Here is a 14,203-nt window from a genome sequence, read left to right on the forward strand (position 1 = left end):
CGGCATCATCTGCTTAAGGATGGCCTCCTTGCGTTCTGCTGGATAACGATTCACTGCATGTCTTTACTCCGCCCCAATACGGTTGATGTGAATTAATTGACGCGACATCTATCCTGACATAGGGGGACATCAATCGTCAATAAACGTCCAAGATTCAGCCCCATCGAAGTGGCGTGCCTTGACCTTTGCTTGCAAACTGAGATCGAAATTACTCAGATTGATGCCATGTCTTGCACCAAGTTCGCCGTCGAGTGGCTCCCAATGTGTTGTGCAGCCACAGATTTTACAACGGACGGTACGAAGCGTTTTATCCCCCCAGATGTAATCGGAGGTGTTCTCCGGATGTCCTTCAATGCGCACGCTACCAAATGGATAATAAGCCCAAAAACCACCAAGTCGTCGACATAATGAACAATTGCATTTTGTTGCCACTTCGGGCATTGAAGGTAATGTGAGGCATATTGCTCCACAATGACAGGAGCCTGAAAGGCTGGGCAAATTTGATGTTGTCTCGGACATACGATGACTCCGGCCTTAATTGATACGTCGATTCATATTTACAGCCTACCTGTTTTTTGGAACACAACGGTCATTAGTTACTTTCTATAATGCTGACTGCCAAGCCGATCTAATCGACATAGCACGTTGTAGGCGATGAATGTAGGTGGTAAGGCGAACACTTCAAATTAGACAATGAATCTTGCATAAAAGTCAAACTGGAATATCCCGGCGCTTTTGTCAGGTGCGTCAATAACGGCAAGAAAAAAAGTGGGATATTAAATGCGCCAATGCGGGTATATAGCTTCGTCAATGAGACGACTGTCTGCATTGAAGTCAGAGGTGTAAACGGTGTTTGACAGGATAGAAAATAGCGGCCAGGCCAGTACACCTACGCTGTGGGAAGAATAAGCGGCAATTCAGTTAATTCAGTTAATTCAGTTAATTCAGTTAATAAAACTATTTAAGGGAAGTAATGCAATCTATGCCAGCAAAGCAAAGATTGCATTTACTACACAATCTGTATTGTGCAATCTGTATTGTGCACCAATAGCAGCGCGCTTATTGCAGATCGACAACTGCACGAGAGCTACTTAACTCATTTTTTGCACGAATGATTTCCTCGGCGTTACCATGAACTACCAATACAAATTTGTCGGCTTTGACAGCCGTGTCATATTTGATGACATCATCCTTCGAGACGCCTATCATTGAAAGTGCACCCCCAATCGCTGAAATGCCGCCAACCAACACCGCACCCTCTAAAGCGGCGACCAACATGGCAACGATAGGACCAGCCATGGCAACGAGTCCAACACCTGGCAACACAAAGACTGCTGGAGCGACTAATAGTCCCCAAATACCACCCCAGAACGCACCAATACCGCCCCAAGATTTAATGCGGTCACCAGTGCTATAAAAGCCGATGGGATGTTCTTCGCTGTGATATCCCTTTCCTATCAGTGACAATTTTTTCACGTCAAATCCAGATTTCCCCAGCGATTTGATGGCTTCTTCGGCATCGCTATGAGAGTTGAATACATAGATTGCAGAGTGCTCGTTTGGCATAGACGACTTTCAATTTGAATAAAAAGATACAAGATCCTGTATCGAAGGAAAACAACATCCTGCTGCAAATGCCAATCATCATCTGTGCGTCACCCCACGTTGTTTAGCTGCTCGAAAGTTTACATGTCTATGGAGTTCGGTGGCGTACAGAAGACAAGATAACTTGGCTTTAGAGTTTGCAAACTAATACACAACCCTCTATGCCAAAGGATTTCTGATGCCTTCTGACCTCACACGAATGTCGATATCAACGTCACCCCGGTCTAATGTTTACCCATTACTTCAGGGTGCTGTCTATGCCGAAGACGTGAACCTGACAAAACCGAGCGTTCCTCTGGCATTTAAAAAGCAAACCCAGACTCCTTTTATTTTGGCATGGGTCTTTTGCTTAATTTTTTATTTCGCGCAATATTCGATGCGCTCTGCGCCCAGCGTCATGTTGCCCGAACTCACCCAGGCATTTTCTCTGTCGGCCGTCGGTCTCAGTACCTTGATTGGACTTTATTACTACACATATTCTGCATTCGCACTCATCGCCGGCGCTTTTTTAGATCGATTTGGTGCCAAGTTTGTCATACCAGGCGGCATCACGCTGCTTGCACTTGGTTCGATTTTATTTGGATTGGGCTTTTCTCTGTCTGCCGAGTTTGGGCGTTTTTTACAAGGCGCAGGAGGGGCGTTTGCATTTACTGGCGCCGTCTATCTTGCCACCCACGGATTTCCTGGGAAATACCTTGCAACCGCGATCGGTTTTACCCAATGCATGGGCATGTTAGGCGGTTCGGCAGGACAATTTTTGGTAGAGCCACTGATTCACGGCATCATTAATTGGCAACAATTCTGGATTGATGCTGGCATCGCCTGCCTTGTGGTTGCACTCTTGATGTTTTTTATCACGCCGGGATCAGATAACGCACCAGCTAAAGAAAAGGGATCGCTATGGAAAATGTTCGCGCCATATAAAATTGTGCTCACCAATCCGCAATCCTATTTATGTGGATTCTGTGCGGGATTACTGTTTTTACCGACGACAATCGGCGACATGATTTGGGGTGTCCCTTTCATTCGCGAGACATCGCATCTGGACTTTTCTGAAGCGGTCAGACAAGTCTCCATGGTACCTCTGGGTTGGGTAATAGGTTGTCCCTTATTTGGCTACTTGACAGATGTCATGGGACGAAGAAAGCCCGTCCTTATCGGCGGTGCGATATTAATGTTGTTCGTCTCGCTCGCCATCCTTTACGCACCGCAAACCATGTTGCCGCCTTATTTGCCAGGTTTGTTACTTGGGCTGGGATCAGGCGCGGCGATGATTCCTTACACCATCATCAAAGAAGTGAATCCTGACCATGTCAAAGGTAGCGCCACGGGCGCGATCAACTTTCTGGTCTTCACTCTGAGTGCATTAATGGCACCTGCTTATGGTTGGCTGTTAAATCATCTTGCCGTTGACGCTCATATTACTTTGCTGAGTTTTCAACAGGCCGGTGTCGTCGGTATTGCTGGCATCGTGACAGCAATTATTCTGGCTTTCTATATCAAAGAAACTGGCAGTAGTACCGCGTCCTCCACCATCAAGGCGACTCTATAATGCGTTCATCGACACTGCAAGACCTGACACCCGTCATCAACTTAGCGGCATCCATCGGCGTCGGCGCACATCGTTCACAACGCCCTCTCTACGTCGATTTGCTACCACCGTGCAATGAAGCTTGTCCTGCCGGAGAAAATATTCAATCTTGGTTGGCCTATGCCCAAGCAGGACAAGATCGTCTCGCCTGGGAAGCCATTGTCAAAGATAATCCATTTCCGGCAATTCATGGACGCGCTTGCTACCACCCTTGCGAAAGCAAGTGTAATCGTAAAGATCTCGACAGCGCCGTCAGTATTCACGCTGTGGAGCGCTATCTGGGAGATCAGGCACTGCTCCACCATTGGACACTACCGGTCAATGTTACACGTAACGGAAAGCGAATTCTCATCGTAGGCGCTGGCCCGGCGGGACTTTCAGCCGCTTATCATTTGCACCAACGTGGCTACGAAGTAGAGATTCATGATGCCAATGGATTGCCAGGCGGCATGTTGCAATATGGAATTCCAGCCTATCGATTGCCACGCGATATTGTTGCTGCTGAAATCAGCCGTTTGGAAGATTGTGGCATCAGAATTATTCTTAATCATCAGGTAGACGATATTGCTTCGGAAAAAATAGTCGGCAACTTTGATGCAGTCTTTATCGCGATTGGTGCTGGCATCTCAAAACATATTGAAATCCCAACCCGCGATAGCGGAAAGATACTTGACGCCATCACGCTCTTACATCGCGTAGATGAAGAAGAAATGCCTGTGATTGGACGAAAAATGGCAGTACTGGGCGGCGGCAACACTGCCATTGATGCAGCCAGAACACTGAGACGCCTCGGCGCAGATGATACGGTGATTATCTACCGCCGGGACGCCGCCCATATGAGTGCATTACCCTTTGAAGTGAAAGAAGCATTAACTGAAGGAATTCGCTTTGCCTGGATGCGCGGTATTTCGTCTGTATCAGACGATCACGTTACGGTAGAAAAAATGCAAGTTGGTCAGAACGGCAATATCGTCGGCACTGGCGAATTCGAAGAAATTCCTGCCAGCGCGCTTGTCCTCGCGATTGGTCAGGATTGCGCAAGTCAATTCTTAGATAAACTGCCACTGATTCAGCGTACAGACAACGGAAACATTCAGATAACTGCCGAATTCATGACGGGCGCAGAAGGAATTTTTTGCGGCGGCGACGCTACAAACGGCATGCATAGTGTGACGGCAGCAACCGGTATGGGTAAAAAAGCTGCCGCGCAAATTGATGCATGGTGTCAACACACACCCGATCTGCTCAATCCAAAATACCCAAAACACCCGACCGTCAGTTTTGAAATGCTCCATCTGCCCGTATATAGCAATGCGGTATCTCTAGACGAAAAAGAACTCAACCTGACCGCACGGCTCGCAAGTTTTGATGAAGTTATCAGTAGTCTGACCGCTTCCGAGGCGCATCATGAGGCGAAGCGCTGTCTGTCGTGTGGTAACTGCTATGAATGTGATAGCTGCCTGGCTGCCTGTCCGCAAACTGCGATCACCAAAAATATTTCTACTGCGGGATACGACATCCACCTAGAGCTATGCACTGGCTGCGCTGTGTGCGTGGATCATTGCCCTGCCCACGCCATGGAGATGGTACCAGAGCCCATTTCAAACAATAACGATGAAGCAAACGCCGGAGAAAGAAATCGATGACTCAGCATACGACAATGGATGGCAATACCGCAGTTGCGCATATCGCATATCGGGTGAATGAAATCTGCGCAATATTTCCGATTACGCCCTCTTCCACCATGGCAGAATTGGCCGATGCCTGGTCAGCGCAAGGGGTTCCCAATATCTGGGGTAATGTCCCGGTAGTACAAGAAATGCAGAGCGAAGGCGGTGCCGCGGGCGCAGTACACGGCGCCCTCCAATCTGGGGCATTAACTACCACCTTTACGTCATCGCAGGGGCTGATGTTGATGCTCCCGAATATGATTAAAATCGCCGGCGAATTAAGTTGCACCGTTTTCCACGTCGCGTCACGTTCACTTGCGACATCGTCACTGTCGATTTTTGGTGATCATTCAGATGTCATGACCGTCCGTACGACTGGCTTTGCACTACTCTCGTCTGCATCTGTCCAGGAAGCACATGACCAGGCCTTAATTGCACAAGCCACGACACTGATGTCACGCATTCCAGTGCTGCATTTCTTTGATGGATTCAGAACATCGCATGAGCTAAACACGTTAACATTATTGAGTGACGATGAGATCCGTGCCATGATTGACGACCATCTGGTGTTGGCACATCGCCACCGGGCTTTAAACCCTGAACATGCGTTTATTCGCGGTACAGCACAAAATCCAGATACTTTTTTTCAAGCACGTGAAGCTGTCTCACCGTATTACGCGAGATTCCCCGACATTTGCGAATCAGTGATGGTGCAATTTGCGGCGCTCACAGGGCGACATTACCATTTGTTCGAATATACTGGCGCTGCAAATGCCGAGCACCTCATCATTGTCATGGGTTCAGGCGCGGAAACAACCAAAGCTGTGGTAGAGCTTGCCGTAAAAAATGGCGCAAAGCTTGGTTTGATTCAAGTGCGTTTGTATCGTCCATTTTCGGCAATCCACTTCTTATCCTGTTTGCCGGACAGTGTGAAAAGCATTGCTGTGCTTGAACAGTGCAAAGAACCAGGCGCCAGTGGCGATCCTTTATATCTTGATGTCGTCGCAACATTGGCCGATGCCTATAACAATGGCGAGCGCACCACACTGCCTAAAATAGTCGGTGGCCGCTACGGACTGGGCTCGAAAGACTTCTCTCCGGGAATGGTCATGGCGGTCTTTGCCGAGTTGCAAAAGCCATTCCCTAAAAATGGCTTTACAGTGGGCATTAATGACGACCTATCGCACAGTAGTCTTCATTATGATCCGCTTTTCGCGATTCCAAATGGCACCAGATCTGCAGTATTTTTTGGCTTAGGTGCGGATGGCACTGTCGGTGCAAATAAAAATACCGTCAAAATTCTGGCTGAAAGCGCAGGTTTTTTTGCGCAAGGTTATTTTGTCTACGACTCCCATAAATCCGGAGCGCAAACCGTATCGCATCTTCGATTTGGACATCAACCCATCCATGCGCCGTATTTGATTACGTCTTCAGAATTCATCGCTTGTCATCACTTTGATTTCCTATTCCACCAGAATGTGTTGGGCTTAGCCGCACCGGGTGCCGTATTTTTGTTAAACAGCCCTTATTCAGCAACGGATGTATGGCCGCAATTACCACGATCGGTACAACAGACCATCATAGATAAACATCTGCAATTGTTTGTTATCGATGCACAAGCAATTTCTGAAGCGGCTGGCTTAGGCAACTTAACCAATACCGTATTACAAACGTGTTATTTTGCGCTGAGCGAAGTCTTACCAAAAGATATCGCTATCACACATATCAAAGCCGCCATCACTAAAAGCTACGCGAATAAGGCAGTTGGCATTATTGAAAAGAATCATCATGCCGTCGATATGGCATTGGCCAATTTAAAACAAGTAGCAATTCCCAAAGTCGCCAGCAGTGCTGTCGATCTTGTAGCACCTGTGCCGGCGAATGTCTCTGAGTTTGTCCACAAAGTTACGGCGAAGATGCTCATCCAAGAAGGCAATAGCATTCCTGTCAGCCTGATGCCATCGGATGGTAGCTTTCCTTCTGGAACCGCCGCCTACGAGAAGCGCAATATATCGGATTGGGTTGCAGCGTGGAACGCGGAAAGTTGTATTCAATGCGGACAATGCTCTATCGTTTGTCCACATAGCGTCATTCGCTCAAAATTCTATAACCAGGATCAATTGTCTGGTGCTCCTGCCGATTTCAAATCGGCGGTCATTAACGCCCGTGGATTTCCAGAGCAACGTTTCAGTCTGGAAGTCTATGTCGAAGACTGCACAGGTTGCGGCCTTTGTGTAGAAGCATGCACTGTCACTGTCACCACAGAATCAATTGATCAGAGTCAACAAAACAGTGTACCCTCCATTTCAGTAAAAGCCATCAATCTGGTCGCTAAAGCACCGATTTTAGTGACCGCCAGAACACATCTGAAATTCTTCGAGACCCTGCCAATTAACGATCGGTCATTGGTTGATTTTGACAATGTGCGCGGCGTACAATTTCTGCAGCCTTTGTTTGAATTTCCTGGTGCCTGTGCGGGATGTGGTGAAACGCCCTATCTCAAATTATTATCACAGTTATTTGGTGATCGCGCTCAAATCGCTAACGCAACAGGCTGTTCTTCGATCTATGGTGGCAATTTACCGGCAACCCCTTGGAGGACGAATTCTCTGGGCCAAGGCCCGGCATGGTCTAACTCCTTATTTGAGGACAATGCAGAATTTGGATTTGGTTTCAGGCTAGCCGCTGATAAGCACCTTGATATGGCAAAAGTCCAATTGACAAAATTCGCGAGTGTCATCGGGGAGGACTTGGTGACAGAAATTTTAGGTGCACGTCAAATTGAAGAATCTGAAATTCAACAACAACGCGCCCGCGTCAATCATTTAAAGTCGATTTTGCATCGCCTTAACTCCGATTCCGCACGTAATTTATTATCCCTCGTTGATCATTTTATACGGCGAAGTATCTGGCTTGTCGGTGGTGATGGATGGGCATACGATATCGATTCTGGCGGTCTAGATCATGTGCTCGCCAGTGGCAAAAATGTGAATGTCCTGGTGCTTGATACCGAAGTCTATTCCAATACCGGCGGGCAAGCTTCTAAAGCAACACCTCTCGGCGCCGTAGCAAAATTTGCCGCTGCTGGAAAACGGGTGGCCCGAAAAGACCTTGCGCTGCAAGCAATCGCCTATGGCAATATCTACGTCGCGCAGGTTGCCATGGGAAGTAATCCACAGCAATGCATTTTGGCTTTTCGGGAAGCAGAGGCCTACGACGGACCTTCGCTCATTCTGGCCTATAGCCAATGCATCGCCCACGGTATTGATATGCGACTGGGAATGCAACAGCAACAGCTTGCCGTAAAAAGTGGTTTCTGGCCTCTACTTCGCTTTAATCCAACTCTGCGAGAAAATAGTGTTAATCCATTTTGTCTGGATTCATTAGCACCTGATATTCCACTTCAGGATTATGCCTATAACGAAATCCGCTTTAGCAGCCTCATTAAAGAAAACAAAGCTGAGGCCGCAGCATTGTTAGAGCAAGCGCAACAAGATGTTTTAAAAAAATATCTTGAATATCAAACCCTATCCGAACTTGGTGCACAACATTTTTCGACTAACAGACCGACACAAAGGACTTCGTGGTCGGCTATCAAACAATGAATATAAAACAAATCATTTTTTCAAAAACCGCTACGATCGTTAGATTCAACCGCTCGTAGTGGCCGATGTTGATTGTGTGTTTCAACTACCATTAAAGGAGTTTTTCATGAAAGCGATTCGACCTTCAATTCGATGCCTGCTTGCTGTCGCAGTCGTCACAATTCTCAACGCCTGTGCTGGCATGTCCGGCCAGCAAAAAAGTACTGCAATTGGTGCCGGTGCAGGCGCCGTGGCTGGTGCAGTACTAACAGGTGGTAGCGGTGTTGGTACCGTCGGTGGCGCCGTTGTTGGCGGCGTCATTGGAAATGAAATAAAAAAATAGATGTATCGCACGTAAAGTGTGGTTTTTTGTACCTACGTCTGATAACGCACGGTTCCAAAACTGATAAAAAGTTAATCTTTCATCAGACATTTATTTTCATCTGAACAATTCGAACCATCATTGGCAGTCTGTACGATGAAGAATGTTGCGAGGTCATGCGGAAATTTGAAACCATCAAATCCGCATCCGAGCTTTTCATAAATAGGGAGATATCGGCAACGAAAGAGACGCAGCAAGCATGATTACGCTGATCCTCTTTTGATATCTTCCTCTTGTTTTTTCATTTCTTCGAAAGCCATTATGTACACCCCAAAAAAAATAAGTTACCTCATTGCTGCACTCTTTGGTTTGAATGCAGCCGTGCTGTCAACAGCCGCGGTTGCTGACGACTATAACCCGTCTTGGTACATCGCGCCCAGTCTGCACGCCGCCGATATTGACGATGGCTTTGGACCTGGCTCAACTGCCTATGGTGCGGGTCTGTGGTTAGGCAAACCGATTACAGATAATATCGATATTCAAATCGGAACAACCTATACGCAAAGCAAAAACAGCTACCAGCGTTTTTATCAAAATGCATATAAACTGGATGCGCTTTATTTATTTTCGCGTGAAACAATTCGACCATTCATCGTCTTTGGTATTGGCGCAGAGCGAGACCGCATGAACTCTTCACTTGGTACCGCAGATCGTTATTCACCTAATGCAAATCTTGGTGTGGGTTTGCAATACGTTCTGAGTGATCAATTTAGTCTGCAGGCAGACTGGCGTAAAGTCCACGGTTACCTTCGTGGCGCGGATTTTGGATTTAAACAGGCAAGTAACAGCTTTTTGTCCGTCGCATTAGTTTATGCATTTGATAAAACACCAAGTCGCCCAGTGCCTCAAGTTGCACCAACACCGCAGCGGGATCCGATCATGACGCCACCGATCATCGTGGTGCCAGTAGCACCGCCACCATCAGCACCGCCGGCACGTTTTGAGAAAGTCAGCTTTTCAGCCACAGAATTATTTGCATTCGATAGCGCTCACCTGGCCGATGGTCAACCTAAATTAGATGGCATTGCCGACGCCCTCAATAGCAATACACAAATCAACAATGTTGTCATTACTGGTTATACTGACAGAATCGGCTCGAAAAAATACAATCAGAAATTATCTGAAGAACGTGCCAATTCGGTCAAAACTTATCTTGAAAGCAAAGGGGTAGCACGTGACAGGATGAGTGCCATTGGTAAGGGTGAAGCAAATCCTGTTGTTCAATGTAATGAAAAATCCAAAGCAAAATTGATCGATTGCCTTGAACCCAATCGTCGGGTTGAAGTTGAACAGATTACGATAGAACGACTCGTCCAGTAATTTCTACACGTTCTCTGACGAAGCTCGCTAAGAGTGAAAACGCTGGTTGATTTATCGTAAGCATCATTTATCAGCGTCCAAAAAGCAATGCCGTCCAACAATCTCTTTTGTTGGGCGGCATTTTTATCTATTTTTATCTTCAAAAATGATCTATGTTTGAAAATTTGCGCTTCGAATAGGCACTAATCGGACTCTTTAGTCCAGCTTTGATCTGGGTTATACGACATCATTTTTGGTGCAAGTAAAGACGTTTCCTTTCCTAAATCTTTGCTATATACGATCCCTTGGTGGTTAATCATAAAACTTTTGATCCCGCTCACACCATAACTTTCCGGATAAGCAATGAGTGCAAATCCACCTATCATTCTATCCTTTACCAGATAGGTATACGCACCTCCTGGCGCAGCGCTGCCTTGTGATGTCAGAATCCGGAAATAATAGCCATGATAAGGGTGTCCACTTGCAGAAGGAATACGTTTTGACAAACTCTCCTGTGCATCGGCAAACGCTTGCCCTAATGGCGATAACATTTCATTTCCTACGATAGGCCAGTAGAGGCCATTATGCGTACCTGGTGTGCTTGCTAAACGTTGCGCATATTCAAGTAAGCCGTCACTATTTCTATCCTGTAAAACATACTCTCTCTGTGCATCTGCGTAGGCGAGTACAACTTGGATAGCGGCGATTTCATCGCTGCCGATGCGGCGATTTTGCCATTCCAAGGCACCGGTCATCTCATCAAAAATCCAATTTTTTCCCGATTTTATTAACGGAAAAGGAAGTGGCCATTCTTCCTTACCTATCAATAAAATTGCCCTACCGTTACCCGATAATTCGAGAGAGTGTTTTTCATCGTAGGCACGCAAAAAATGTTCGTTCGAGATTTTGTTCAACATATTATCTCGCGTATAGCTACTCGGCATCGCACGCTCACCTAAAATTCGGCGCACTCTAAATTGGTTTCCTTGACGTAATGCATCTACTAAATTTGTGACTGCGCTATCTGGTGAAATAAATGTCGCCTGACCTCCACGTTGAATTGTCAATACACTGTGCATTGGCTGATTTTTCGAACGAACATCTTCGATTGCTGCCCGCACCGGAAAACTGACCAGAAAAAACGTCGACATGGGTAAAAGATAATACAAAAATTGATGTGCTGTTTTCATCTCTATAGCTCCTGTGAAATACCCTATTTTTTCCGTTTGTCATCAGCTTCGTGAGGCATCCCGCCTCTACTCTGTTCGCCGCGCATGCTATGTGCCTGCACTTCCTGACGTGAGCCAGTTGGCGATAGAGGATGAGAGAACTGCCTTGCATTACTGATAGGTGCTGGAGACGGTTGCTGCTTTTGTTGCTGTTGCGGATGTTGTTGCAGATGTTGCATTTGTTGGCGCTGTGGTTGAACTGTAGGGACAGCAACTGGACGTTGCGGCAGTGGTGCGCCGCGAGGCGTGTCGATACGCGCAGGTCTGACGAGTCCAGGGTGATGATCCGACGGTAATGTTAAAGGTGTTCTTGAAGGCATCGAAGGAATCCGGCCACGAAAATTTTCACGCCCTACTGGCACAACGACCGGTGCTAAGAAATGATTACGTACATCTGGATTTCGATAGGCAACGCCTTGTCTATGTTGCGGGTTATGTTGCCACTGATTACCAATATTAGCCTGTCCGCGATTACCATGGCCGTACACCATCATGTGATGCGCATGCCAATCTGGACGAACATCCATAAACAAAGAACCGATGATTCCCACACCGATTCCAAATGCGATACCGCCTACAATCTCATGACTATATCCGTTAGATCTATAGATAGGAGGTGGCTGCCAGTAGATGGGACGATTGTCTGGCCACCACCACGTACCGTACACGACAGCTGGATTGTAATAGGGGACAAAGTAAACATCAGGGTTATCAGCATCGATCGAGACGTATCCATTATCAGTAACGATACGTTGCTGAGAATTGCTGATCAAATGTCCGGCAGCAATCGCTTTATTGCGCAAAGACTGCACAGTATCCATCACGTTCTGTTGCTGCGACAAAAAAGCGTCACCAAGTTGCTGTGTCCATGCCAGGTTTTGACTCATCATCAGCAAGACCGATGGGAATGGCAATAAGGCCTTCACACTCAAATCCCACTGTTGATTGTCGGATAATGCACTAATTTGCTCAGGGTGCATATTAGGATTCGCTTGTACCAACGCTTCAGCCTGCGACACCTCAAGTGGATAGGTCGAGGCTGTCAATATTTGACCTAATAACACATCTGGATATAAGGCAATCGGTGCCAATAATTGATCTAACTTTTGTTGACTCAAAACATCCTGCGCTCCAACAGGCAACACGAACAACATTGATAGCATCAGCACAACCACAAATGCGCTTTGAAATTTCGAACGTAAGCTATTTTTCATTTCCGCCTCCTGACGAGGATGTACAAATTCAGGATTAAATTCAGATTCAAATTCGAATTCAAATTCAAATTCAAATTCAGACTCCAAACATACACTTCACTGTCTAACGAAATGAAGGAAAACCATGCAACCTATAGATTGTTGTTACCTGAATGTCGTCCTTTGCTAGTTCCAAAAAAATGATCCCAGTAGGAACTGGTGACGCCAAAGCAACGATTAGCATGGACACAGTGATGCATTGCGTGCCATCGCTTACGCTTCATTAGCCACCGGTTACGGCTATGCCAATGATGTGTTGCATGATGGGTCACGCTATACAAGCCATAACCAATCACCACACCCAATGTCAGTGCCGAGGCATAAAACAACTCGCTCAAGAACAGCATTGGAATAAAAATCAGCAGAAAAATCACAAAGGCACTCACGATTGTGGGAGTACCTATACCAGCCTTTGGTTGGTCATGGTGACGTTGATGCCAGCGGCTGAAAGGTGGAATGCCATGGAGAATAAATCGATGTGAGAAATACTCAGTGAGGCTAGAAATCCCAATGCCAGTCAACACAATTGCAAGACCAATCCATCCTCGATCCGACGGGCAAATCAAGATCAATAGAACAATGAGAAATAATGTGCTAACGCCATAGAATAAAAAATCAAAAGTAATTTCACGGCGAGTCTGCTCAAGCTTGAAAATAGACATGGCAACCCTTGGTATTTGAAAAAAATTAATTTCTGAACTTGTCGCAATGCTTTTTTTACGGAAGAAAAAAACAAGGAGAACAATGCGAACAAGGAACGGAATAAGAATAATGAAATCGATAACATTTAATTTCCTATTTTATTTTTCTGTTACTTAATTTTCTGTACGCAATCCCACATTAAGCCTGTCTGCAAAGATTCAAATAACACCTCTGGATGAGAAAAATTCTTTGCACAATAGTCATTGAACTGCTGTGCAACAAATTGTTCGTCAACGTACAGACCCGAGAGACACCAACGCATAAGTTGAGTGTGATTCAAAACATCGAAGTCCCGGCAACCAGGTTGACAACAAAATCATGGTGTAGCGATGGGTTTTGTCAGATAGATGAATTTTGAAAAACGAAGGATCGGACTCGTTTCAAGTTTTTATCTCAAAAACGGCGAGTCAGTATATGGAGAGTTAAAAATGAACAAAGACCAATTCAATGGCACTGCCAAAGACATTGCAGGAAAAGTACAACAGGCAGCCGGAAAAATGACGGGAAACAAAGAACAACAAATCAAGGGTGCGGGTAAGCAAATTGAAGGAAAAATGCAAGAAACGAGAGGGGATTTAAAGCAAGCAGTGAATTCGGTGACCGCAAAAAAATAATCCCGGATTAGCGCCTTTTTAATGGTGTCATCGCACCATTAAAAAGCCTGATAGTCATCAAAATATGACTTCGTTAATCAGCGCATATAAAGAAATATCCTATGGGCTGTACATGACGAAATCGACATTTTTTCTACGGATAATCACAACGCGAGTTCAACTATGAAGTGCAACTGAAGATAAATGGTTAAAGGTGGGAAGATGCAGTAGCATCCGGCCTTCCAGACCTCCAAGTCAAAGTTGCCCGAAATGACATACACACATCTTACCCAAG

The 14,203-nt window shown here is 46.0% G+C and carries 11 protein-coding genes; 6 read left to right on the forward strand and 5 right to left on the reverse strand.

Going from position 1 to position 14,203, the window contains the following annotated elements:
• Positions 1-129: 129 nt before the first annotated feature.
• Both ACO0K1_RS19070 and ACO0K1_RS19075 read right to left on the reverse strand, forming a co-directional pair.
• Positions 130-519 carry a GFA family protein gene (locus ACO0K1_RS19070; protein WP_423028628.1) on the reverse strand — a complete coding sequence of 130 codons (390 nt, stop codon included), beginning with the start codon at positions 517-519 and terminating at the stop codon, positions 130-132.
• Between the two features lie 540 nt (positions 520-1,059).
• Positions 1,060-1,566 carry a DUF1269 domain-containing protein gene (locus tag ACO0K1_RS19075; RefSeq protein ID WP_423028630.1) on the reverse strand — a complete coding sequence of 169 codons (507 nt, stop codon included), beginning with the start codon at positions 1,564-1,566 and terminating at the stop codon, positions 1,060-1,062.
• A 217-nt stretch (positions 1,567-1,783) separates the two neighbouring features.
• Here ACO0K1_RS19075 and ACO0K1_RS19080 point away from each other — a divergent pair, with 217 nt between their 5' ends.
• From ACO0K1_RS19080 to ACO0K1_RS19100, 5 genes are all read left to right on the forward strand, one after another.
• The gene (locus ACO0K1_RS19080) at positions 1,784-3,157 is read left to right on the forward strand and encodes an MFS transporter (protein WP_423028632.1); all 1,374 of its coding nucleotides are present in this window, start codon (positions 1,784-1,786) and stop codon (positions 3,155-3,157) included.
• On the forward strand, positions 3,157-4,842 hold the full coding sequence (locus ACO0K1_RS19085) for an NAD(P)-binding protein (RefSeq protein ID WP_423028634.1): 1,686 nt from the start codon (positions 3,157-3,159) through the stop codon (positions 4,840-4,842). Before ACO0K1_RS19080 ends, ACO0K1_RS19085 begins: the two co-directional genes overlap by 1 nt.
• Positions 4,839-8,471 carry a pyruvate:ferredoxin (flavodoxin) oxidoreductase gene (gene nifJ, locus ACO0K1_RS19090; RefSeq protein WP_423028636.1) on the forward strand — a complete coding sequence of 1,211 codons (3,633 nt, stop codon included), beginning with the start codon at positions 4,839-4,841 and terminating at the stop codon, positions 8,469-8,471. The genes ACO0K1_RS19085 and nifJ overlap by 4 nt, the downstream gene beginning before the upstream one ends.
• Positions 8,472-8,577: 106 nt before the next feature.
• Positions 8,578-8,793, forward strand: a complete 216-nt coding sequence (locus ACO0K1_RS19095) for a glycine zipper 2TM domain-containing protein (RefSeq protein ID WP_423028638.1) — start codon at positions 8,578-8,580, stop codon at positions 8,791-8,793.
• Between the two features lie 300 nt (positions 8,794-9,093).
• A complete protein-coding gene (locus tag ACO0K1_RS19100) occupies positions 9,094-10,152 on the forward strand; it encodes an OmpA family protein (protein ID WP_423028640.1) in 1,059 nt (352 codons plus the stop codon).
• A 182-nt stretch (positions 10,153-10,334) separates the two neighbouring features.
• Here the strand turns inward: ACO0K1_RS19100 and ACO0K1_RS19105 are convergent, their stop codons facing one another.
• The 3 genes from ACO0K1_RS19105 to ACO0K1_RS19115 all read right to left on the reverse strand — a co-directional run bounded on the left by ACO0K1_RS19105 (position 10,335) and on the right by ACO0K1_RS19115 (position 13,275).
• Complete coding sequence (locus tag ACO0K1_RS19105) at positions 10,335-11,321, reverse strand: DUF2950 domain-containing protein (RefSeq protein ID WP_423028642.1); 987 nt, start codon at positions 11,319-11,321, stop codon at positions 10,335-10,337.
• Positions 11,322-11,344: 23 nt separating this feature from the next.
• Positions 11,345-12,574: a DUF3300 domain-containing protein gene (locus ACO0K1_RS19110; protein WP_423028644.1), complete on the reverse strand. Its 1,230-nt coding sequence runs from the start codon at positions 12,572-12,574 to the stop codon at positions 11,345-11,347.
• Positions 12,575-12,705: 131 nt separating this feature from the next.
• Positions 12,706-13,275 carry a sterol desaturase family protein gene (locus ACO0K1_RS19115; RefSeq protein WP_423028646.1) on the reverse strand — a complete coding sequence of 190 codons (570 nt, stop codon included), beginning with the start codon at positions 13,273-13,275 and terminating at the stop codon, positions 12,706-12,708.
• 387 nt (positions 13,276-13,662) lie between these two features.
• On the opposite strand from ACO0K1_RS19115, the gene ACO0K1_RS19120 reads away from it, so the two are divergent.
• Positions 13,663-13,929 (forward strand): CsbD family protein, encoded by a 267-nt coding sequence (locus tag ACO0K1_RS19120; RefSeq protein ID WP_423028648.1) that lies wholly within the window; start codon positions 13,663-13,665, stop codon positions 13,927-13,929.
• The last annotated feature ends 274 nt before the right edge of the window (positions 13,930-14,203 follow it).

It is taken from the genome of Undibacterium sp. SXout20W, from assembly GCF_049340285.1.
Taxonomy (GTDB): Bacteria; Pseudomonadota; Gammaproteobacteria; order Burkholderiales; family Burkholderiaceae_D; genus Undibacterium.